Here is a 21756-nt window from a genome sequence, read left to right on the forward strand (position 1 = left end):
CACTCATTCCACCCTCACCCCGGTGGAAACATCAGCAGGTTTCGGCACTGGTTTCTGTCTCATCTTGGTATTCGGTCCCAGGGCTTTAATTTGTGCCGTAATATCCTCCACTGTTTGGGCAAACTTAGCCCCTTCGGAGCCGCTGATCCAGCGGGCCTGGAAGCGTCCCGGTTCAAAGCCAACGTATTCCAGCAGGCGCTTAAAAATAAGGTAGCGCCGCCGCGTATGATAGTTGCCACTAACATAGTGGCAGTCCCCCGGGTGTCACCCGCTCACCAGCACACCGTCAGCCCCCCTCTGGAAGGCGCGCAGGATGAAAACAGGATTAACCCTTCCCGAACAGGGCACCCGGATCACCCGGATTGATGTGGGATAGTTCAAACGGCTAACGCCCGCCAGATCGGCGCCGGCATAACTGCACCAGTTACAACAAAAGCCGATGATTTTAGGTTCCCATTGTTCTGTTACAGACACAGTGCGTCCACCTCCGCCAGTACCTGCTCATTGGTAAAGCCTTTGACGTTGATTGCCCCGGCCCGGCAGGCTACGGTACAGGCGCCGCATCCCTGGCACAGTCCGGTGTTAACACTGGCCACCGTGCGTTCCACCGTTTTACCGCCCACCCGTTCGGTGACCGTTGCCGTTTCAATGGCCCGGTAGGGACAGACGTTTTTGCATTCCAGGCAACCGGAACAAAGGGCCTGGTTGACGTGGGCAATCATGGGGTCCACGGCCATCTCGCTGTGGGAGAACAATGCACATACCTTTGCCGCGGCCGCGCTGGCCTGGGCAACGGTATCGGGGATATCTTTAGGTCCCTGGCAGGCTCCGGCTAGGAAGACTCCCGCGGTATTGGTTTCCACCGGCCGCAGTTTGGGGTGGCTTTCCATAAAGAATCCGTCCTGGTCGGTGGAAAAGCCCACAATGCGGGCAATTTCGGCCGATCCTTTGCTGGGTACCATGGCCGTGGCCAGCACCACCAGATCCGCGGCTACTTCTACCGGCCGGCCCAAAAGGGTGTCCACACCCATGACCACCAGGTGGTCACCTTCGGGGTAAATTTTGGATACCCGGCCGCGGATATACCGGGCACCTTCATGGACCGTGCGCAGGTAAAATTCCTCGTAGGCCTTACCGGGGGTCCGAACATCCATGTAAAAGACGTAGACCTTTGAACCCGGGATTTTTTCCAGCACCTGGTGAGCGTGTTTGGCCGTGTACATGCAGCAGGTCCGGGAGCAATATTCCTTCCCTTTGGCTGCATCCCGGGAACCTACGCACTTGATGAAAACCACGTTTTTTGGTTCCTTCCCATCGGAGGGCCTTAAAATCTTGCCTCCCGTTGGCCCGGAAGCGTTGTTCAACCTTTCAAATTGCAGCCCGCTGATTACATCGGGATAGCGCCCGTAACCGTATTCGCCGTAGGCCTGCTCCCATTCAAACAGGTCGTAACCGGTGGCCACAACAATGGCCCCCACCTGTTCCTTAACTAACTGGTCTTCCTGCTGGTAATCGATTGCCTGTGCCGGGCAAACCTTCTGGCAAACGCCGCATTTACCCATGGTAAACTGTCTGCAGTGTTGCCGGTCGATAACGGGTTTGTTGGGTACAGCCTGGGGAAAGCTGATGTAAATGGCCTTGCGCATTCCCAATCCCAAATTGTACTCGCTTAACACCTTGGTGGGACATTTCTCCCAGCAGGTGCCGCATCCGGTGCATTTGCTATGGTCGACGGAGCGGGCTTTTTGCCTGATGGTCACTTCGAAATTGCCGATATAACCTTCTACCTTTTCTACTTCGGCGTAAGTAAACAGGGTTATATTAGGGTGCTGCGCCGCAGCAACCATCTTGGGCGTGATAATTCAAGCCGAACAATCCAGCGTGGGAAAAGTTTTATCCAGCATGGCCATTTTCCCGCCAATGGTAGGCTCCCTTTCCACCAGGATGACCTGGTAACCGGCGTCGGCAATGTCCAGGGCGGTCTGCATACCGGCAATGCCGCCGCCGATGACCAGCGCCCGCTTGGTGACGGGAATGGTGGATTCAAAAAGGGGTTCCAGCTTGCTTACCTTGGATACGGCCCGGCGGATTAATTCGATGGCTTTCTGGGTAGCTTTTTCTGGTTCTCGTTGATGTACCCAGGCGCACTGTTCCCGGATATTGGCCATTTCTAAAAGATAGGGGTTCAATCCAGCCCGGGCAAGGGTTTTGCGGAAGGTAGCTTCGTGGAGGCGGGGAGAGCAGGAGGCTACCACCACCCGGTCCAGGCGGTGTTCCCGCACTGCCTGGATAATGATTTCCTGCCCGGGTTCAGAGCACATGTACTTGTAGTCGGTGGCGTACACCACTCCCGGAAATTTGGAAACTGCTTCCACTGCCCGGGACATGTCTACCACCGCGCCGATGTTTAAACCACACCAGCAGACAAAGATGCCGATACGCTGCATACTTCTATCGCTCCTTGTCGGTGATAGTCTAACCAACCAGTTTAAGTACCTGGCCGGTATCTACAAAATGGGTATGCAGGCTCAAATCCTGCGGATTCAAACCCATGGCCACCCCCAAAAGCTGGGTGAAATAAAATACCGGTAATTGATAATTGGTTCCCCGGAGTCGGTTAACCTTTAACTGGCGCATGTCAAGGTTGAAGTGGCACAGGGGGCAGGCGCACACCAGGCAATTGGCACCGGAGAGTGCCGCCGCCTTCAGGATACGGGAAACCATGGGAATGGCTACTTCTTCATTGCTTACCGCCAGGGAAGCCCCACAGCATTCGGTCTTATGCGGCCAGTCCACCGTATCCGCTCCGGCGGCTTGCATAATTTGCTCTATAATTTGCGGGTTTTCGGGATCATCGATCTGGATGGCCCGGGGCCGCACTAAAAGACAGCCGTAATAGGCGGCAATTTTCAGCCCTTTTAAGGGCTTCACTACCTGGGCCCGAATCTGCTCCAAACCAACGGAACTAATCACTTCCAGGATGGATATCACCTTACTCTTGCCGTGAAAAGGCCGCCCTGTAATTTCATTGACTTTTTCCCGCAACTGGGGGTTCTGGTTCAATTCGTGGCAGGCCAGGGCCAGGCGCTGGTAACAGGCAGCACAGGGTGCGGTTACGTCGAGACCTGTTTCTTCGGCCAGGGCCAGATTGCGGGCGGGCAAGGCCAGGGCCAGAAGGTGGCTCGTACTGTGTCCAGCCGTAGCCCCGCAGCAACTCCAGTCGGGGACCTCCGTAAGTTCAATACCCAGGTGTTTACTTACCGCCCGGGTGGAAAGATCGTATTCCTTCCCGCTGGTTTCCAAACTGCAACCGGGATAATAGGCAAACTTCACGTTTAAACCTCCTTTTCCGCCTGGCGTACTTTTTCAAAAATATGGTTAATTTCTTCCAATCCCCGTGGTTTTGTTACCGATAACTTTAACTTGCCCCGCCTTAACATGGTTAGCCCTGTATTGGCTTCCCGGAAAGGCTGGCCGGTTTTGAGATTGAACATGGCCATGGTGGCTAATTCAAACAGCCGCCCGTACTTTTGAATGGACCCAAGGAAATTATTGTTGAACAGGGCTACATTGCGTCCCCTGCCTGGGGGTACCATGCCCTTGCGGCGGGCCATAATCCGCAAGGTGTCCATAACCATCGCTACATCAATCTTCCGGGGGCAACGGACCGTACAGGTAACGCAGGAGGCACAGAGCCAGATGCTCTGGCAACGAAGTACCTCTTCCTTTAATCCCATTTGTACCATACGCATTACCTGGTGGGGCATTAAGTCATAGGCAAAGGCCACCGGGCAACCGGCGGTACACTTTCCGCACTGGTAACAATTTTCCACTGCCTGTCCGCTTTCCCGGGATACACGTTCGATAAAATCCCTATCTTCACTTTCGTTGAGTCTGATAGTTTCCATCTCAATCCCTCTTTTGTAAAGAACTTGCCCCTTTTCGAATATGATAGGGGTTGATTTCGCTAAAACCAATTAATGCTATATCTGTTTTAAGATATACTTTCGACGCCTCAATTATAATTCCTTTTTAAAGTCTAAAAAAAATCCCCGTTTTAAAAATGACGGAGATCACAATATTGCAAGCAAATAAAAAAGGACAGGTTTTGGCCTGTCCCCGACCCTATTTCCAAACCCTCATTAAAAGGGCTCTTATGAAGGATGGCAGCCGCACGAAATACACGCGCAAGACAACTCACCCCTTTACTTTGTTGGTCCTTAATATAGTATGTGCCGCTGGCCGAAATGTGACAGTTTTAGAGATTAAATTTCTTTTGTTGACTGGAAGAAGCAAATCGCTCTACATTTTCGGTTTGATTGATCGCAAGCCAGTTAGGCTGACTGCCGGGACGGGCAAACCAGTGGGCAATCCGCTTCACAATCAGGTGGCGGTCTCCGTGGATGTGGCTTTTTAAAGGTAGAGAATGTAAAAAATGGCGGCCGTACTTTTTGTTTAGCAGGCGTCCATCTAAAACTACCACTACGCCCCGGTCCTGGGCTGTCCGGATTAGCCGGCCAAAGCCCTGTTTAAAGCGAATAATGGCCTGGGGGAGGCTGAAATGGCGGAAACCATCCTTCCCCTGGGAGGCCAGCTCTTCCAGGCGTGCTTCCACCACTGGAACCTGGGGAGCCCAAAAGGGAAGTTTGACCATGACCACGCAGCTTAAAGCCGGTCCGGGAATGTCCACACCTTCCCAGAAGCTGGACGCTCCCATTAGGATAGCCCTTTCAGAAGTACGAAATTCCTCTACCAGTTGCCAGTGGTTGCCGTCAAGATTATGGCCGAGGAGACAGATATCCCTTTCTTCACATGTGGGCTTTAACCGGCGATAGGTTTCCTGCAGTGCTCGGTGGGAGGTATATAGGACCAGCATGCGGCCTCCCGTAACTTCAGCCAGGTCCAGGAGCGTACTTGCCAGGGTGGCGAAGTATATATCTTCGGCCCCTTCTCCGGGAGTAGGCAGTCCTCTCACAACGCATAGCAGGGATTGGTATTCGTACCGAAAAGGTGAGTCCACCTGCATGGTTACTACACGTTCGGGAGGAATAAGGTCCAAACCGGTACGTTCCATAAAATGTTCAAACGATTCTTCAACCGTTAAGGTTGCTGAGGTAAAAATGATTGATTTTTTACTTTGATACAAGTGTTCGTAAAGTATTTTATTTACCTGAATTGGCGCAGCCCGCAGGCTGCAGTTGGTCTTTTCCCCTCCTTCATGTACTTCGACCCAGTAGACGTTTTTCTCCAGGGTGCCCTTAAGAATGGATTCCAGGTCTGCTACCATCCTGGTACCCTCTGTGGCATGGAATGATAGCTCCCAGATCGGGCCGGCCCAGCTCTCATCTTCTATCTGGCTGGATTCCAGGTGATCTATAAGGTTTTTCAAGCCGGTCAACAAGTCCTTGAGATAGAAAAGGAGGTTTGCCTGTTCCGATTGCAGCTCGACAGTGATATCCCCCTCTAAGCCCGGTTGTAAGCGGAGGACGTGCCTGCGTGTATTTTCTTTTTGTTGCACGGAAGCTTGCCGGACAACCAGTTGCTGGAAGACGTTAAAGAACGACTCCGCCCCCTCGAATGCCCTGTGGCAGGCATCACGGACTTTTTGGAGGCTGGAAAGCCAGGAAGAATCGCCCCGGTGCGGTGCCAGTTCGCTCAAGCGGATCAGGAGCCGGTTGAGCTTGTTTAACCAGCGGAAAAGTACGGTACGCGAAATTGCGCGCCCCAGTTGTTCAGTGGCCGCGTCTTCCAGATGATGCGCTTCGTCTACTACCAGAGCGGCATATTCTGGAAGTACGCGGTTTTCAGCTCGCACATCGGAAAAGAGAAGAGAATGATTGACAATGATCAGATTAGCTCTCTCAGCTTGGCCCCGGACCCGGGAAACATAACAGGCCCGGGCGAACCACCGGCAACGGGAGCCCAGGCAGGCTTCACTATCGGCACACAGTTCTTGCCAGAGTTCTTGCTCCAAACTGGAAAGATTGAGTTCGCTCCTGTCCCCGGTGGTGGTTTCTTGTGTCCAGACGAGTATGCGGGCATAGAAAGCTGCTTCCGCAGCAGTCCAATCACTGGTCTGCAGGGTATTTAACCAGCGCCGCAGGCACAGATAATTTTGCCTGCCTTTAACCAGTGCGGCGCGGCAGGACCAGCCGAGGGCCGCTTTCACCAGGGGTATGTCTCTTTGCCATAACTGCTCCTGTAGGTTAATGGTTCGCGTAGCAATAAGGACACGCTGTTTCCGGAAGAGGGACCAGTAAAATGCCGGGATCAAGTAGGCCATGGATTTTCCCGTTCCCGTGCCGGCTTCCATTAGCAAAAATTTTTCTTCCTCCAGGGCCCGGGTTACCGCCTCTACCATTCGTTTTTGTTGCGGGCGATATTCGTAGTTTTCCAAGTGGAGAGCCAGGGGGCCGCCGGGCTCCAGCAAGGCGGCTAGCTCCCGGGATGATTGAGGAAGGTTTCGCGGGCAAACTGGTTCCTGTGTTTCTTCCGGTTCAGGGGGCAAAAAGAAGGCGGGGCGGGTAATCTTCCTGGAGCGGCATTGCCAGGCCAGCTGGCCTATTTCGTCTGCCCAGGCCGATCCGGCCCGCTGCAAAAAGGCGGCCAGGTATAACAACACCTGCCCCTCCATTTCCCCGGCCTTATCGAGCAACCGGCGATAAAGGGAGACCGTGGCCAGAGCGTCATCCAGTGCCCGGTGGACGCGCCTTTGTTCTATCCCCAAAAGCCGGCAAAGGTCGGTCAGTCGAAAGCCAGGGGCGTTGGGTAAAAGGATGCGGGCCAGTTCCCGGGTATCAAAAAGCTGAGCTGCGATCGGGGTGCCTGCCGCGGCTTGCAGGAAATCCCGGTCAAAGGATACGTTATGACCCATTAGGGAGCTGTTGCCAAGGAAATCCATCACTGATGGTAACACCTCATCTATCGACGGGGCACTGGCCAGAAGTTCCTCACTTAAACCGGTGAGACGGTGGATGGTTACTGGGATCCGTTGTCGCGGGCGGACGAGGCTGTGGAATTGCCCGGTTATTTCTCCTTCTTCCAGCCGGAGGAGAGCTATTTCGATGATTTCATCATGTTGAGGATTTAAACCTGTAGTTTCCACATCACAAACTACCACCGAATGTGGCACCGCGCACACTCTCCCCTTTTCGAATTCTGGTCATGGGGGCAAAAAAATAATCACACACATATATCACACACATATATATAGTATCAAATTAAAGGGGGGAAGAGTAGATGGAAAAAACACCTTTGGATTTGGGCATGTTGTCCGAACCCTTGCGTAATCTGCTCGAGAACATCGATCCGACCACGCTGGATCAGTTAAGAGCCAGCGTTGATCCGGCAGTTTTGATGGGTATTTTTGGTAATGCCATAGAATTTATACGCTCCCTCCGTGAACAGGATAATCAGGCACTAAACCAATTGCTGGCCAATATGATGCAGTTAATGAACCACCAGGATAAAAGCTAAAATTAATTTGGGGTAGCTTTCGAAGCTACCCCAAATTCTTATTGTTCCCTCACTGGTCCCGGAAACAAAGGGCCAAAGTGCAGAAGGGGAAAGCGGTGGCTTGGTTCATGTGCCTGATCGGCACCAGTTGTTTCCATTACCGGGGTTTCCAGTTCTTCTCCTTTCCCCCGGCTTAGTTTTTGGCTGGCGTGATCCGCCCGTACCATTCCCGCACCCTGCTGTTCACGGGTGAGATCAGGTAGTCTTTCTGCCGAGGAATAAAGGGTCCGCAGGATTTGATCGGAGTTTAGTTGGGGTGCCATGGACCATATTAAGGCTACTGTCCCGCTGACGTGGGCAGTAGCCATGGAGGTACCGCTCAAACGCCAGAATAATCCCCCGTTTCCGGTGGAAAGTATGCGGGTCCCCGGAGCCACAAGATTAATTTCCGGCCCCTGGCTGCTAAAGGAGGCCAGACGGTTCTTTTCATCTACTGCACCTACCGCCACTACTTCCGGATATGCTGCGGGATAGTCCACCGAACGGGTTGTACCGTCATTGCCGGCTGCAGCCACCACAATCATTCCCTTGCCGGTTACCTGGCGGATGGCCTCATGGAGGGCATGGCTGGGTGTGTTGGAGCCGAAGCTCAGGTTAACCACCTGGATGCCCTGTTCCAGGCACCATGCAAGAGCCCGGATTACATCGGCGAAATACCCTTCGCCCTTGTGATTGAGAACCTTTACGGCGTAAAGTTTAGCTCCGGGAGCGGCACCGACCACACCATAGTTGTTTTTTACGGCCGCAATTGTACCGCTTACGTGACTGCCGTGGCCGTTATCATCCTGGGGTGGAAGGTGGGGTTCCACAAAATTTACGCCCCCGGCAATATTTTTCTGTAAGTCGGGGTGGTGCAGGTCAATTCCCGTATCTAAAACGGCTACTTTCATGCCTTCTCCCGTGGCCTGGGACCAGAGCTGGTCCGCTCCAATGCGGTGAATACCCCAGGGGATGATCTGGTAACTCTCCTGTTCCAGAAAAATGTTTTTTGACTGTACCTCAAACGGATACAGTTTTACCTGGAGATTTTCTTCCAGGACAGCTACTTCTTCCTCTTCTCCTAAAGCCCGCAGCTGAATCCCTAAGGAAAAATTGCAAACTACGCCGTTCACCAAGGGCAAAGGTTCAATGCGGGTGGCGCCGTGTTTATGAAGAAGGTCCTGGTATTCCCTGCGCAATTCATTCCCGTCAAAAGCGGGTTTTTTGAAGAGTACTATGTTGGAGAGTTTTTCATGATGGGCAAAAAGCTTCATCGGCCCCATCTCCCTATGCTTGCTTGCTGCCGCTAACAGCCGGGGTATCTTCCGAGCTTGCCGTTGATTCGGCGTTACTTTTTTTTTCTATGTTTGCGGCCAGGCTCCTTAAAAAGGTGTTCATAGGTTCTAGAACCTTGGCCAGTTCCAGGGAATTGCTCTTGCCGCTGCGGGTGCTTTGATTGGCGTTTACCTTGAAGTCATTGAAGGTTTTCAGTATGGAATCAAACATGATCTGTACACTGTTGGCGATGATTTCAATTACCTGGCCGACTGTTCTGGTGCCGGCGATAATCTTGCGCAGTGTGAACTCTAGATCCTTTTTTTGGGCTTCGGAACGAAAAAGAGGTTCCTTGGTCAGGCGCTCCAGTTGATTAATGACTACTTCCAACTTCTGGGTCAGTTTGTTTTCTCGTGAACGCTGTACTTCAAGATCGGCAATTAATTCCGCCAGGCGGTCCAGGCTGGCCGACACTTTTCCAGTATCTTCAATCTGACCGCTTTTTTCTGCCTGCAGGCTTTCTAGTTTTTCCACCAGGTCATCGAGAGCTTTGTGGATGGATTTTTCGTAGCTCACGCTCTGCACATCCTTTCATCTAAGATGCGGGTGGAGGGCTACACTGGTGTAGCCCTCCTTGTTTAGGGAAAAGTTCCTCACGGGTACCGGTGGCATGCTGGCTCTAAAAGGCCAGGACAACCAGTCCTACTACGGCAACCAGAGCACCGGCGAAGAAGAACCCGAACCTGATCAACAAAAGGCCAATTAGAATCAAGAAAATACCCGCAAAAACTTCAGTGACGCTAGTAGCCTTGGTCCCCACTTCCGGTTTTTCCACCACATCGGGCATCTTAAATTCCTCCTTATTTATGGAATTAAATTTTCTTTCTGAACGACACCCGGGTGCATCGTTCTGGTTTATAATATGAGAAAAACTTGGATGGGGTGACGCTGATTACAATTATTTCAAAGGGAGGAAAAAGAGACTCAAAGAAAGAGGAGGCTACCGTGCAGGTAAACCTCCTCTTTGACTTCCCTTTTAGCCATTTCAGCCTTTTAACTTTCACATTCACACCGGTGTTCGGTAAGAACGGGTCTTACCATTAAAGCGGCCTTTTCCCCCAGATTGCCGGACCCCGGGAAGAGAAAATGTAAGGCAATGGCCAGGCCGTAAATCTGCCCGTGAAGGAAGGCTGCGTAATTGGCCAGCTGCGGGTCAGGTGGGAGCGCCTGCAGCTGGTTCAGGGCCTGGTTAAACAATGTTAGGAGCTTTTGTCCCTGTTCCCGCATCCAGGCCGGGTCCGGCTGGTGATTAGACTTCATAGCTCTCTCCCGGGGCGAGAATGATTACCCGCGCCGGTGTTTGTGTTTCCACCGCCCGCTTGAATTCCTGGGGATCCTGTTCAATCAGGGGCCAGGTATTGTAGTGCATCGGAATGACCAGGTTTGGCTTAATTAGATGTACTGCTTCCAGGGCGTCTTCAGGGCCCATGGTGAAATTATCTCCGATGGGCAACAGGGCCAGGTCAATGGGATGCAGGCGTCCCACCATGGCCATGTCTCCAAATAATCCTGTATCTCCGGCATGATAAATGGTCTTTCCGTCCATGGTAAAAACAAAGCCGCAGGGAGTGCCGAGATATTCAGCTGGTCCGTTGGTAACCAGTCCGCTGCCGTGCCAGGCGGGCGTTAATTTTACTTTTACCGAACCAAATTGATGGCTCCCTCCGATGTGCATGCCGTGGGCCAGTGCACCTTGACGGCTGCAATAACTGGCCAGTTCAAAGACTGAGACTACCGTTGCACCGGACCTTTTAGCAATTTCAATTGCATCCCCCAGGTGATCACCATGGCCGTGGCTGACCAGGATCAGGTCCGGGTGCAGATCTTCAACCCGAACGGTGGCTACCGGGTTGCCAGTAATAAAGGGATCAATTAATACCTTTGCCTCTCCCTCTAGGAGAAAGGCTGCGTGGCCTAAAAAGGTAACCTTCATCTGGTAACACCACTCCTTTCAGTTTAGTTTTATTATGAGTTATTGTATCCCACCTTACCTTCTTTGGTATCTATTTCAAATCCTGAACCCAGTTTTTGGTAATATTTCTCCAGCAGGTATCTGGTAATCTCCCGTGCCCCCCGGTAAGGGTCTTTTTCCCTCCTGGCAACCGCATCAAGAATGGGATTAATATGCTCAAGTTCCTGGGTGATAATGCGTTGCCAGAGGTATTGTACCAGTTCCAGGGTTTCGTTTCGTGTCCGTAACCAGCGTCTTTCCCCCAGGGTTTTGTCCTGTAGCATGTACTGCCGGTGGCTTTCAATGGCTGCAAGCAGTTCGGCTACTCCCTGTCCATCCAGGGTAGAAGTCTTTACCACCGGGGGTCGCCAGCTTAAACGATCCTCCTGCATATCCAGCATCATTTCCACTTCAGCAGCAATTTTGTTTGCCCCCGATAAATCGCACTTGTTGATGGCAAAGACATCGGCTATTTCCATAATACCGGCTTTAATGGTTTGAATGGCGTCCCCTGCCCCCGGGGTTAAGACCACCACAGTGGTATCGGCCAGGTGCATAATATCCAGTTCGGCCTGACCCACCCCCACTGTTTCCACTATAATCCAGGAAAAGCCAAAAGCATCCATAGCTTTGACCACTTCCCCGGTAGTATGGGCCAGTCCGCCCAGGCTCCCCCGGGTACCCATGCTCCGTATGAATACGCCCCGGTCAGTGGCGTGGTTTTGCATGCGTATACGGTCTCCCAGCAGTGCCCCTCCAGTGAAGGGGCTGGTAGGATCCACTGCCACAATACCTACGGTTTCCCCTTTCTGGCGCAACAAGGTGGTGAGATGGTCCACCAGGGAACTTTTGCCTGCGCCCGGGGAACCGGTAATACCTATGATATACGCCCGCCCCGTTAGGGGATAAATCTGTTCCATGATGTGTTCAACCACAGGCTCTTCATTTTCCAGGTAACTGATTACCCGGGCCAGTGCTCTGGGGTCGCCGGCCCGAAATCTTTCCATAAGGCTTGCTATATCCTTCAATTCGTACCCCTCCCCCCTTTTTATTATAACTGAAAAAACCACCCCCATGGCATCTATTGTTATTTGAATAAAAAGATTATAAATATTTTTGCTAACTGTGGCGGCTGATTGCTCGGGTATCAGCCAGATGGTTTCTATGAACTGCCGAATGGTAACAGCGGGGAAAAAAATAGGGCCCACCATAAAACGAGGGGGTCGCTGAAACTGTAAGAGCTTTTATTTTCCGCTTAGGAAGTAAATCTAACCGTTTGGCCGCCAAAACTTTTCAGCTCCCGGGGTAATGGATACAATAAAGACAAAGGCTGACAACAACCTAATCTCCTCTCCCTTTCTCCGCTGTATCAACCGATACAGCTTCTTTTTTGTCTCGTTACCGGTTTTGTTCCAGGTACTTTTCCGCACTGACTGCTGCAATGGCGCCATCGGCTACGGCGGTAACTACCTGGCGCAGGGACTTTTGCCGGACGTCTCCCGCAGCAAAAAGGCCGGGACAGCTGGTCTGCATGTTTGCGTCGGTAAGGATATAGCCACGCTCGTCCAGCTTAACAAGCTCTTTAACTATAGAAGAATTGGGACTATAACCAATGTAAATAAACACCCCATTAACGGGCAATTCGCTGGTTTGGCCGGTGCGGACGTCTTTAATGCGTACACCGGTTACGATTTCGTTACCTGTGATCTCTTCCACTACGCTGTGCCAGATAAATTCTATGCGCGGGTTTTGCCGGGCCCGCTCTTGTACGATTTTGGTGGCTCTTAATTCACCGCGCCGGTGAATGATAAACACCCGGGTGGCAAATTTGGTTAAAAACATGGCCTCCTCTACTGCCGCGTCTCCACCGCCCACTACCGCCACGTGTTTGTCTTTAAAAAAGGCCCCGTCACAGGTGGCACAATAAGAGACACCCCGGCCATGAAAAGTTTCTTCACCCCTGACGTTTAACCTTTGAGGTTGCGCTCCGGTGGCAACAATGACCGTACGGGCCGTGAACTCAGTGTCCTCTGTTTTTATTATGAAGTTCAGGTTTTCTTTTTTGAGGGCCTCAACATTGGAATTAAGGATTTCCAGGCCAAAACGCCTGGCCTGGGCTTCCATCCGGTTCATCAGTTCCGGACCCCCAATGCCTTCGCTAAAACCCGGATAATTTTCAATAAATTCCGTGGTAGCTGCCAGGCCACCGGTCATACCCCGTTCAATTAAAAGGCTTTTGAGTTTTGCTCGTGCAGCGTAAATCCCGGCTGTTAAACCTGCCGGGCCACCTCCGATAATCGCTACATCGTACATTTTAAGCCCCCTCTTCCACTTCGCCCAGATAGGCGCTGCGAATTTGTGGATTGGCCTGTACTTCTGCTGAGGTGCCGCTTAAGACAATGCGGCCTGTTTCTAGCACGTACGCCCGGTGAGCTATCTGCAAGGCCATGTAGGCATTTTGTTCCACCAGGAGTACAGTAGTTCCTTGCTGGTTGATATTCTTGATAATTTCAAAGATCTCTTCTACCAGCAGGGGTGACAGGCCCATGGACGGTTCGTCCAGAACAAGCAAAGTGGGTTTGCTCATCAATCCCCGGCCCATGGCCAGCATTTGTTGCTCCCCGCCGGACAGGGTGCCGGCCAGCTGTTTGGCCCGTTCCCGTAAACGGGGAAAACGGTTCAGTACTTCTTCCAGGCTTTCCTGTACCTCGGACCGGTTGCGGCGGGTGTAGGCTCCCATCAAGAGGTTTTCCATGACGGTGAGATTGGGGAATATTTGCCGCCCTTCCGGCACGTGGGAAATACCCATTCTCACTATCTGGTGGGCCGGGGTGCGATTTATTTTTTGGCCCTGGAAATATATTTCTCCCTGGCGGGGAATTAACAGTCCCGAGATTGTGCGCAGGGTGGTGGATTTCCCCGCGCCATTGGCTCCGATAAGGGTAACTATTTCCCCTTTATCAACGTAAAAGGAAATCCCCTGTAGTGCCCGGATGGAACCGTAATAAACTTCCAAATCTTTTACTTGCAGGATCAAGCCACTGTCGCCCCCTTACCCAGGTAGGCCTCCAAAACCACCGGGTTGTTTCGGATTTCCAGGGGAGTACCTGTTGCAATAATTTGTCCAAAGTCCATAACCACAAGGCGCTCGCACAGGTTCATAACCATACCCATCTGGTGCTCAATTAGTAATATCGTCAGTTTGAATCTCTCCTTGATGTAACGGACTAATTCCACCATGCGCTTCACTTCCGCTGGGTTCATTCCCGCTGCCGGTTCGTCTAGGAGCAGCAATTTGGGGTGCGTGGCCAGCGCTCGGGCAATTTCCAACCGCCGTTGATCCCCGTAAGCCAGGTTGGCTGCCTTTTCATTTGCCCGGTGGGCCAGGTTCAATGCCTCCAGCAGTTCCAGTGCTTCCCGGGTAACCTTTGCTTCTTCAGCGTTATACCGGGGTGTTCGTAAAAGAGCATCAAAAAAGTTATATTTAATGCGGGGATGAAACACTGCCCGCACATTGTCCAGCACCGTGTTTCCTTTAAAAAGGCGAATATTTTGAAATGTCCTGGCTATTCCTCGCTGGGAAATTTTAAAAGGTGGTAAGCCCGTAATATCTTCTTCACAAAAATGTATGGTACCAGCGGTTGGTTTATAAAGGCCGGTGATCAAGTTAAAAACTGTCGTTTTACCCGCACCGTTGGGACCAATGAGGCCGACAATCTCTCCCTCATCTAAACTTAAGCTAAAATTGTTCACTGCTTTGAGGCCGCCAAAGGTTTTTGCCAGGTTACTAATTTCCAGAACCGGCATGGGTGTGCTCCTTTCCGGTCAGCATTTTCAGATGATCAGGGATTAATAACCGCAATTCCTTGCCGCTGAAAAGACCCTGGGGTCTAACGATAATCGAAACGACTAGGATGAGGGCGTAAATAACTCCGCGCCAGTCAATAAAGTTTTGTCCCAGGACCACACGCAAAACTTCCAGCAAGAAGACCCAGCCTACTGCCGTGACGATAGTGCCTGTCATGCTTCCCAGCCCGCCTAGCACCACAATGAGGAGGAAGTCAAAGGATTTCAGGAAATCAAAACTGGCCGGGTGCAAAAAAGGATAACGGTGGGCGTAAATGCCTCCGGCGAGGCCCGCTAAGGCACAGCCCAGGACAAAGGCCATGACCTTGTAACGGGTAGTATCAATGCCCATTACATCGGCAGCAATTTCATCTTCTCGGATGGAGGTGCAGGCACGACCGTAAGTAGAAAATATGAAATTACGTACCAACAGAATTACAATCAGGGTTAAGATGAAGATCAAATCGAAGTGAGCCACCTGGGGTGTGCCACTCATCCCCGTGGCTCCACCCAGCACCGGGAACAACTTGTTGCCGTTTTCCATGCCTACTCTAACAATAATACCAAACCCGAGGGTAGCGATACCAAGGTAGTCGGAACGCAACCTTAAAATAGGCAGGCCGATCAGCAATGCTACCAGACCTGCTACCGCAGCCCCGGTCAGGAGGGATAGAAAGAAAAACAGCATGTTGCCGTTTCCATAGACCTTGTCCAGGGCTCCGGCCGTATAGGCTCCTAGACCGTAAAAAGCTGCATGGCCCAGGGAAAACTGCCCGGTGAAGCCGTAAATGATGGAAAGCCCCAGGGCACCGATGACAATAATCAGGGCTTGGTCCAGCACCAGTTGCCAGTAGGGAGTGAGCATCCCACTAAATTGCATGGCTTTGACCAGGGCAAAGAAGAACACTGCCCCTGCAAAGTAGAAAAACGTATTGCGTGATAATTTCATCTGCCCCTTCACCTTACTTTATGACGTTATACTTTTTCTGTTTCCGTACGGCCCAACAGCCCCGTAGGCCGGAATAGGAGAACCAGAATCAAAATGGCAAAGGCAATGGCATCTCGCATTTGGGAAGATATATAGGCGGAAGTCAGGGTTTCCACCTGACCCATTATAAGCGCGCCCAGTACTGCTCCCGGAATGATCCCGATTCCGCCCAGTACGGCGGCGGTAAAGGCCTTTAAACCTGGCATGATACCCATGAAGGGATGAATCTGGGGATAGGCAATGGCGTATAAAACGCCTCCCAGGGCGGCAAAGGCCGACCCGATGGCAAAGGTAATGGATATGGTGGTATCCACATTTACGCCCATCAGCCGGGCGGCGTTATGATCCACGGCCACCGTGCGCATGGCCATACCAGTTTTCGTACGGTAAATTAGTATTTGGAGCAGGATAAGCATGAACAGAACAACCACAAAAACAATCACTTGAATGTTGCTGACGGAGAGGCCTGCAATATTCCAGTGTACTTCAGGAAAAGGTCGCGGCACCACCCGGTAATTGGGGCCAAATACGAACTTAAGGCTGCTGAAGTACTCTAAAAAGAGCGATACACCGATGGCGCTAATCAGGGCGGCAATTTTCGGGGCGTAACGCAAGGGACGGTAAGCTACCCGTTCAATGATCACCCCAAGCAGGGCACAGGCCACCATGGCCGTAAGTATGGCCACGGGCAGGGGCAACCCCCATACGGCAAAGCCAAAGTAGCCGAGAAAAGCCCCCACCATAAAGACATCACCGTGGGCGAAGTTAATCAGCTGCACCACTCCGTAAACCATGGTGTAGCCCAGGGCAATCAGGGCGTACATGAGTCCGAGTTGTAAGCCGTTCAACACCTGTTCCAGGAAATGCTCCACTCCACTAAACCTCCTGCAGTCAACCAATCTGAATGCGGGGAGGGGTTTCCCACCTCCCCGCTTCCTGTTGCCGTTTTAATTGGGCTTGATGGCTGTGACGAACTTCTGCTTGCCGCCCTCAATTTTGAGTATGGTTACCGGTTTAATCGGGTTGCCGTTCTCGTCGAAGGAAACTTTCTCGCCGCTTACGATGGAGAAGTCCTTGGTGTTCTGCAAGGCTTCTTTGATCTTGGCCGGGTCATCGCTATTCGCGGTTTTAATGGCATTGAGCAGCAGGTTGGTGGCGTCGTAGGTCAGAGTAGCAAAGGCGTCGGGTTCCTGGCCGTATTTTTCCTTAAATTGCTTGACCCAATTTTGTACCTCGGGCCTGGGATCTTGTGCGGAGTAGTGGTTGGTGAAATAACCGCCTTCCATGGTCTTGTAATCCAGGTCGCTGGAGTCCCAACCATCCCCGCCGATAAATACGGCCTTGATGCCTTTATCCCTGGCCTGTTTGCCAATTAGGCTGACCTTCTGGTAGTAGTCCGGCAGGTAGAGAATGTCGGGATTTTTCTTGGCAATGTTGGTCAGCACTGCGGAGAAATCGGTATCATTCTTGGCATAGGCTTCCATGGTCAGTACCTGTCCTCCGCCGGCAGTGAAGGCTTCCTTGAAGTTGTTGGCCAAGCCAATGGTATAGTCGTTACCCTGGTCATAAAGGATGGCGGCAGTTTTTAGCTTGAGTTCTTCCAGGGCAAACTTGGCTGCCACAGTACCCTGGGTGGGGTCAATGAAACAGGCCCGGAAGATATATTCTTTGCGCTTACCCTCGTCTACAGTAACCTTGGGGCTGGTGGCCGTGCCGGTAATCAAAACCACCTTGTTATCATTGGCAAACTTGGAAATGGGAATGGTGGTTAAGGAAGTAAGGGAACCTACAATGGCCTTGACGCCATCCTGGGTAATCAGTTTGGTGGCTACGTTGACAGCTTCCGTGGCGTCGTTACGATCATCAGCTTTTACGGGTTCAATTTTAAAATCCCCTGCCTTGTAACCGGCCTGTTCTAATGCCAGGTCAAAACCTTTCTGGGCCGATTCGCCAAAGGTCTTTACATCGCCGGTTAAGGGGGCAATAAACCCGATCTTGATTACCTTTTCCCCTGAGGCGCCTTGGGTCTCCGTTTTACCCTGGCCGCCACAGCCTGTAACAACCAGGGCCAAACTGAGCAGTACAACTAAAAGGATGGACCAAAATTTCTTACGCACGGGTCGTACCTCCTCCTTTTTAGATTGCGAGCTGCCAAATAAGCTTTTGCTTCCTCCCGGGCACAGTCACCTCCCCTTTATTTTGGCGGGTTAGTCATATTAAACGGTAAGTTAATTCCACAAAATCTTCAAAAATCCTTTAAAAACTTCTTATAAGGGGATAAAAATTTTGGAGCGCCTGTATTGGCGCTCCACAGGGCATTTTTCATAGCTTTTTGGGATATTTTGGACAATAATTTAAATTGTGGCAGGGAATCCCTTCTCTTACTCATCCACCTCCTTGTAGCCCGATTACAATAAAACTATATTAAATACACCCGGGTATTTTGTCTGGTAATTTATTCCTTAAGAAGGGTGGGATGGCGTAAGTCCGGACACCCGCACTCCTGATGCGTATCGAGCTGGCGCATGGCTTCCAGAAGAATGTTTCCCATCCGGGTTGCTTCTTGGTAAAAGATGTCGGCCAGTTCCCGGTGCTCCCATTCCTTGACCACACCCTCGGCGTAGTTGGTCACTATATCCACCCGGCCGTAGCAGGCACCAATTTCCCTGGCCAGATAAACCTCGGGGCACATGCTCTGCCCCACTATATCGGCTCCTAAGCGTCCCAACATGGCTATCTCGGCCGGGCTTTCAAAATGACGTCCGTCAGTAACGGCATAAATCCCCCGGTCAAAAATACGCCCCCGTCCCGGCGTACTTTTTTCGGCCGCGTTGATCAGGGCGTCTCGGAGGACAGGGCAAACGGGCTGGCGCATGGTGAGCAGAAATTCACTATCAAGGCCCACGTCTTTGCGCATGGAAAAGTCCAGGTAATCCGAGGCAACCAGAATATCCCGGGGCTTAAGCAGGTGGTTGATGGATCCTACCCCGCCCTCGGCTAAAATTCTCTTTACTCCTGCTTCTCGCAGCACCCAGAACAGTTGTTGGGAGGCCCTGCCCCGGCTTATCCCCCGGCGCCAGCCGTGCATTTTTGCGGTTAACACTTTTTTTTCCCCGATGGTAAACAACTTTAAGGGAGGACTGTCCCCATAGGGCGTGGGGAAAACCAGGTTTTCAGCCAGAACCTGGACATCGGGAGTACCCAGGTCTTGAGGGAAATTTAAGCTAAAGGTACTTGACCCGCCAATGATGGCAAACTCTACCCGTGGGATGTCTGGTGCGGACACGCAATCAACTCCTTTGGGCAACATAAAAATGACGCCGGCTTTCTGCATGAATGGGGTTAAAGGAGAAGGCATCGTAGGAAGCGAGGTGCTTAAGCTCCGCGGTTTGCAAGGCCTGCTGTATCTGCTCCGGTGTGTAGCCGTACTCCCGGTGTTGTTCGGTAAATTTATAATAGTATTCCCCTTCCCGGACAAAGGCGGTTAGTTGGACTTCCCAGCTGCAATTTGCGGGCTGGTAACAGCTCTGCCAGATTAGGGTCAAATCCGGTTCGTCCACTATGGTTACTTCAGGGGTGGTGCCGGCCAACCATTGAATGGCATTTAAATCAAAAATGAACATTCCACCGGGCGTAAGATTTTTTCTCACTTGTTGAAAGGTCCTTTCCAGATCCCTGTAGTCTGCTAGATAATTTAATCCATCATGGAAACAGGTAATCAAGTCTACCGGTTTATTTAGCTGAAAAGAACGCATATCGGCGGCAAAGAAATTTACCGCCAAACCCTGTTTTGCAGCCTTTTTCCTGGCAATGGCTACCATGGCCGGGGAGAGATCCAACCCCATGACCCGGTAACCCCTTCGGGCCAGGGGTAGGGTGGTATTCCCCGTACCGCACGCTAAATCAAGGATCGTACGGGGGTGATGGTCAAATCGCCGTAGGATTTCTTCCAGGTAATCGGCCCAGCCCTCAAAGTCCACCCCGGCCACTAAAAAATCGTAAATTCGTGCCAGACCGGCATAACAATGCATGACCATTTCCTTTCACGGGTTAAGTTAAATGTGCCCCCGTTGAAATTCGGGGGCTTTGATATCCTGATTGCCTTATTAGTTGAGACAGGCCAGAATGTCTTCCAGCACCTTTTTAATTTCCTGGTCACCATTAATATTTTTGAGCAGTCCTTTGCCAGCGTAATAATCAATTAATGGTTGGGTCTGGGCTTCGTAAACATCCAGGCGGTTGGCTACAGCTTCCTCGTTATCATCGCTACGCTGGTAGAGCTCGCCGCCACAGCTGTTACATTTGCCCTCTACCCGGGGTGGGTTAAACAGAATATGATAGCTGGCGCCGCAACCGCGGCAAACCCGGCGACCGGTTAGGCGAGCCATAAGCTTGTCCCGGGGTACGGCAATATTAATTACCGCATCAAGCTGGATACCCATGGTTTGAAGAGTGTCGTCCAGTGCCTGGGCTTGGGCCAGAGTCCGGGGAAAACCATCCAACAGGAAGCCCTTTACACAATCGGGTTTCTGCAGGCGGTCCCGTACCATGCCCACGACCACGTCATCGGGGACCAATTCGCCCTTATCCATATATTCTTTGGCTTTTTTCCCCATTTCTGTGCCTTCTTTAATTGCTGCCCGGAACATGTCTCCTGTGGAAACGTGGGTAATATTCAGTTCCTTCACCAGCATTTCGGCCTGGGTGCCCTTCCCGGCCCCTGGGGGCCCCATAATCAGCAGTTTCAAAACCATCCCCTCCTGAAAATAACCGTAATCAATTAATATAAATTATAGCATGGATTACTCACCAGGGAAACAGGTTTATCAAGCAACAAAAACAAAACCCGGGTCTGACCCGGATCCCCTTCACTATAAAAAATACTGGTCGGGATGACAGGATTTGAACCTGCGACCTCACGGTCCCGAACCGTGCGCTCTAGCCAAACTGAGCTACATCCCGCCCGCAAAGAATATTATCCTATAAGGTTTAAGAAAAGTCAAGGGTTTTTCCCGAGCCAATCCACTGCCTGCCGCGCCGGCTGGATGAAGGCTATGAGCTTGTGGGCCAGTTCCACACCCAGTACCCAGAGGGCGGCGGTGGTTAAATGGGTGGGGGCTACGGCGTCAAAAAGAATATTGGCCCGGGGCGGGAATTCCTCGTCGCCGGCCCAGATGGTGACGGCCAGAGGCAGTTTGGGCAGGGCCGGGATTTTAGCACCCGCATCTCCCATATTCAGGGGTTCGCCTCCCAGATGCCTGGTGGCGCGGCGAAAATCCTCCAGTCTGGTGCCAAAGGCTTCCGCCAGGGGGTTAAGGGCGTCGGTGTGGAATGGTGCATTGTGGTGGGCGCCATTGGGCAATTCCAGGAAGGACAGCCAGCGACCTCGAGGCGGTAAACCGCTGGCCGAGCACAGGTATTGCAAGATGAGGGTGCGATCATTGTAGGGTACTTTTTCAGTGGAGCCCTGCTTTTGTACGTTACCGGCGAGATCAATTTCGTAAAAATGTCCCAAATAAGGTAACAGGAAAAATTTTTTCTGGGCATCAAAGGAGGCACCGGTGCGTAAAACCACGGCTTCCGGTTCGCTGGCCAGGGATGCAAAGTTCCGCACTGCTTCACTTAAAGCGTTAAGCTGATTAACCATTTTCCCACCTCATCAGGATTTTTAGCGGCCCACAAGGTACAGGACGATGGCTGTAATGATTACTACCATGAAAAGAACCATGGAAAGCCCGCCGAAGTTTGTTAGAGCCTTTAAACGAATGCCTTCATTCTCTGCCCTTTCCCGCAAACTCTTGTAGACCTGTAACCGGCCGATCACATCCATAACCAGGCTGTCGGCCAGATCCGGGTCGCCTCCTTTTTCCAGGAGGCTATGCACGGTGGTGTCCATCCATTTCTGCCGTCCTCCTTCATCCAGGAGAGCGTACTTTTCCTTCAGGAAGAGTTTGAACTCCCTTTCCCTTGGTTTTAGTTGCTCAAAATAGGTACGCCGTTCCAGGCGGGAGAGCTGCCGGATGTTCTTTCCCAACAGGGCAACCTCTTGCTCGTTGAGACGGAACTGTTTACCTATGGCGGCGGCAAATTCCCGGGACAAGATTCCCACCCCTTGTGTTGTGCGGCGTTATTGCCTCAATGA

23 protein-coding genes and 1 tRNA gene are annotated in these 21756 nt (G+C 51.8%); 1 reads left to right on the forward strand and 23 read right to left on the reverse strand.

All coding sequences use genetic code 11. The annotated features are described in order from the left end of the window. Nucleotides 1–3: 3 nt before the first annotated feature. The 5 genes from BUA65_RS04575 to BUA65_RS04595 all read right to left on the reverse strand — a co-directional run bounded on the left by BUA65_RS04575 (nucleotide 4) and on the right by BUA65_RS04595 (nucleotide 7132). Nucleotides 4–474, reverse strand: a complete 471-nt coding sequence (locus BUA65_RS04575; protein ID WP_165613190.1) for a hydrogenase iron-sulfur subunit — start codon at nucleotides 472–474, stop codon at nucleotides 4–6. Then, on the reverse strand, nucleotides 465–2447 hold the full coding sequence (locus BUA65_RS04580) for a CoB--CoM heterodisulfide reductase iron-sulfur subunit A family protein (RefSeq protein WP_084062064.1): 1983 nt from the start codon (nucleotides 2445–2447) through the stop codon (nucleotides 465–467). The genes BUA65_RS04575 and BUA65_RS04580 overlap by 10 nt, the downstream gene beginning before the upstream one ends. 28 nt (nucleotides 2448–2475) lie before the next feature. Beyond that, complete coding sequence (locus BUA65_RS04585; protein ID WP_072867583.1) at nucleotides 2476–3333, reverse strand: CoB--CoM heterodisulfide reductase iron-sulfur subunit B family protein; 858 nt, start codon at nucleotides 3331–3333, stop codon at nucleotides 2476–2478. 2 nt (nucleotides 3334–3335) lie between these two features. Next, a complete protein-coding gene (locus BUA65_RS04590; RefSeq protein ID WP_072867584.1) occupies nucleotides 3336–3908 on the reverse strand; it encodes a 4Fe-4S dicluster domain-containing protein in 573 nt (190 codons plus the stop codon). Nucleotides 3909–4258: 350 nt separating this feature from the next. Next, nucleotides 4259–7132 (reverse strand): helicase C-terminal domain-containing protein, encoded by a 2874-nt coding sequence (locus BUA65_RS04595; protein WP_072867585.1) that lies wholly within the window; start codon nucleotides 7130–7132, stop codon nucleotides 4259–4261. A gap of 107 nt (nucleotides 7133–7239) precedes the next feature. Here BUA65_RS04595 and BUA65_RS04600 point away from each other — a divergent pair, with 107 nt between their 5' ends. Beyond that, nucleotides 7240–7476 (forward strand): hypothetical protein, encoded by a 237-nt coding sequence (locus BUA65_RS04600; protein ID WP_072867586.1) that lies wholly within the window; start codon nucleotides 7240–7242, stop codon nucleotides 7474–7476. 38 nt (nucleotides 7477–7514) lie between these two features. Here BUA65_RS04600 and BUA65_RS04605 read toward each other — a convergent pair whose 3' ends face one another. The 18 genes from BUA65_RS04605 to BUA65_RS04685 all read right to left on the reverse strand — a co-directional run bounded on the left by BUA65_RS04605 (nucleotide 7515) and on the right by BUA65_RS04685 (nucleotide 21714). Further along, on the reverse strand, nucleotides 7515–8768 hold the full coding sequence (locus BUA65_RS04605) for a S8 family peptidase (RefSeq protein ID WP_072867587.1): 1254 nt from the start codon (nucleotides 8766–8768) through the stop codon (nucleotides 7515–7517). Nucleotides 8769–8781: 13 nt separating this feature from the next. Continuing rightward, nucleotides 8782–9345, reverse strand: coding sequence for a hypothetical protein (locus BUA65_RS04610; RefSeq protein ID WP_072867588.1), 564 nt, complete (start codon nucleotides 9343–9345; stop codon nucleotides 8782–8784). A 103-nt stretch (nucleotides 9346–9448) separates the two neighbouring features. Further along, a complete protein-coding gene (locus BUA65_RS18165) occupies nucleotides 9449–9616 on the reverse strand; it encodes a hypothetical protein (RefSeq protein ID WP_165613191.1) in 168 nt (55 codons plus the stop codon). A gap of 206 nt (nucleotides 9617–9822) precedes the next feature. Next, entirely contained in the window at nucleotides 9823–10089 is a 267-nt protein-coding gene (locus BUA65_RS04615; RefSeq protein ID WP_072867589.1) for a hypothetical protein, read from the reverse strand. Next, nucleotides 10079–10762, reverse strand: a complete 684-nt coding sequence (locus BUA65_RS04620) for a metal-dependent hydrolase (protein ID WP_072867590.1) — start codon at nucleotides 10760–10762, stop codon at nucleotides 10079–10081. The genes BUA65_RS04615 and BUA65_RS04620 overlap by 11 nt, the downstream gene beginning before the upstream one ends. Nucleotides 10763–10794: 32 nt before the next feature. Then, on the reverse strand, nucleotides 10795–11808 hold the full coding sequence (meaB, locus tag BUA65_RS04625) for a methylmalonyl Co-A mutase-associated GTPase MeaB (protein ID WP_072867671.1): 1014 nt from the start codon (nucleotides 11806–11808) through the stop codon (nucleotides 10795–10797). Between the two features lie 370 nt (nucleotides 11809–12178). Next, nucleotides 12179–13093, reverse strand: a complete 915-nt coding sequence (gene trxB / locus BUA65_RS04630; protein ID WP_072867591.1) for a thioredoxin-disulfide reductase — start codon at nucleotides 13091–13093, stop codon at nucleotides 12179–12181. Between the two features lies 1 nt (nucleotide 13094). Continuing rightward, the gene (locus BUA65_RS04635; protein ID WP_072867592.1) at nucleotides 13095–13817 is read right to left on the reverse strand and encodes an ABC transporter ATP-binding protein; all 723 of its coding nucleotides are present in this window, start codon (nucleotides 13815–13817) and stop codon (nucleotides 13095–13097) included. After that, a complete protein-coding gene (locus tag BUA65_RS04640; RefSeq protein WP_072867593.1) occupies nucleotides 13814–14587 on the reverse strand; it encodes an ABC transporter ATP-binding protein in 774 nt (257 codons plus the stop codon). Before BUA65_RS04640 ends, BUA65_RS04635 begins: the two co-directional genes overlap by 4 nt. Continuing rightward, the gene (locus tag BUA65_RS04645; protein WP_072867594.1) at nucleotides 14568–15575 is read right to left on the reverse strand and encodes a branched-chain amino acid ABC transporter permease; all 1008 of its coding nucleotides are present in this window, start codon (nucleotides 15573–15575) and stop codon (nucleotides 14568–14570) included. The genes BUA65_RS04640 and BUA65_RS04645 overlap by 20 nt, the downstream gene beginning before the upstream one ends. A gap of 26 nt (nucleotides 15576–15601) precedes the next feature. Then, entirely contained in the window at nucleotides 15602–16486 is an 885-nt protein-coding gene (locus tag BUA65_RS04650) for a branched-chain amino acid ABC transporter permease (protein ID WP_013822547.1), read from the reverse strand. A gap of 75 nt (nucleotides 16487–16561) precedes the next feature. After that, nucleotides 16562–17731: an ABC transporter substrate-binding protein gene (locus tag BUA65_RS04655; protein ID WP_072867595.1), complete on the reverse strand. Its 1170-nt coding sequence runs from the start codon at nucleotides 17729–17731 to the stop codon at nucleotides 16562–16564. Between the two features lie 338 nt (nucleotides 17732–18069). After that, nucleotides 18070–18900, reverse strand: coding sequence for an MTAP family purine nucleoside phosphorylase (locus BUA65_RS04660; RefSeq protein WP_072867596.1), 831 nt, complete (start codon nucleotides 18898–18900; stop codon nucleotides 18070–18072). 4 nt (nucleotides 18901–18904) lie between these two features. After that, complete coding sequence (locus tag BUA65_RS04665; protein ID WP_072867673.1) at nucleotides 18905–19645, reverse strand: class I SAM-dependent DNA methyltransferase; 741 nt, start codon at nucleotides 19643–19645, stop codon at nucleotides 18905–18907. A 75-nt stretch (nucleotides 19646–19720) separates the two neighbouring features. Next, a complete protein-coding gene (locus tag BUA65_RS04670; RefSeq protein WP_072867597.1) occupies nucleotides 19721–20362 on the reverse strand; it encodes an adenylate kinase in 642 nt (213 codons plus the stop codon). 136 nt (nucleotides 20363–20498) lie between these two features. Further along, nucleotides 20499–20576: transfer RNA gene (locus BUA65_RS04675), tRNA-Pro, on the reverse strand. Nucleotides 20577–20613: 37 nt separating this feature from the next. After that, nucleotides 20614–21261, reverse strand: coding sequence for a DUF3786 domain-containing protein (locus tag BUA65_RS04680; RefSeq protein WP_072867598.1), 648 nt, complete (start codon nucleotides 21259–21261; stop codon nucleotides 20614–20616). 21 nt (nucleotides 21262–21282) lie between these two features. After that, nucleotides 21283–21714 (reverse strand): hypothetical protein, encoded by a 432-nt coding sequence (locus tag BUA65_RS04685; RefSeq protein ID WP_072867599.1) that lies wholly within the window; start codon nucleotides 21712–21714, stop codon nucleotides 21283–21285. Between the last annotated feature and the right edge of the window lie 42 nt (nucleotides 21715–21756).

The organism is Desulfofundulus thermosubterraneus DSM 16057 (assembly GCF_900142025.1).
GTDB classification, from domain to species: Bacteria; Bacillota; Desulfotomaculia; order Desulfotomaculales; family Desulfovirgulaceae; genus Desulfofundulus; species Desulfofundulus thermosubterraneus.

Excerpts from the sequence above, each read along its gene's own strand:
- BUA65_RS04620 (WP_072867590.1), bottom strand. The coding sequence starts at position 10,762 with ATGAAGGTTACCTTTTTAGGCCACGCAGCCTTTCTCCTAGAGGGAGAG.
- BUA65_RS04615 (WP_072867589.1), bottom strand. The coding sequence starts at position 10,089 with ATGAAGTCTAATCACCAGCCGGACCCGGCCTGGATGCGGGAACAGGGA.
- BUA65_RS04590 (WP_072867584.1), bottom strand. The coding sequence starts at position 3,908 with ATGGAAACTATCAGACTCAACGAAAGTGAAGATAGGGATTTTATCGAA.
- BUA65_RS04665 (WP_072867673.1), bottom strand. The coding sequence starts at position 19,645 with ATGCATTGTTATGCCGGTCTGGCACGAATTTACGATTTTTTAGTGGCC.
- BUA65_RS04640 (WP_072867593.1), bottom strand. The coding sequence starts at position 14,587 with ATGCCGGTTCTGGAAATTAGTAACCTGGCAAAAACCTTTGGCGGCCTC.
- BUA65_RS04680 (WP_072867598.1), bottom strand. The coding sequence starts at position 21,261 with ATGGTTAATCAGCTTAACGCTTTAAGTGAAGCAGTGCGGAACTTTGCA.
- trxB (WP_072867591.1), bottom strand. The coding sequence starts at position 13,093 with ATGTACGATGTAGCGATTATCGGAGGTGGCCCGGCAGGTTTAACAGCC.
- BUA65_RS04605 (WP_072867587.1), bottom strand. The coding sequence starts at position 8,768 with ATGAAGCTTTTTGCCCATCATGAAAAACTCTCCAACATAGTACTCTTC.
- BUA65_RS04600 (WP_072867586.1), top strand. The coding sequence starts at position 7,240 with ATGGAAAAAACACCTTTGGATTTGGGCATGTTGTCCGAACCCTTGCGT.
- BUA65_RS18165 (WP_165613191.1), bottom strand. The coding sequence starts at position 9,616 with ATGCCCGATGTGGTGGAAAAACCGGAAGTGGGGACCAAGGCTACTAGC.
- BUA65_RS04645 (WP_072867594.1), bottom strand. The coding sequence starts at position 15,575 with ATGAAATTATCACGCAATACGTTTTTCTACTTTGCAGGGGCAGTGTTC.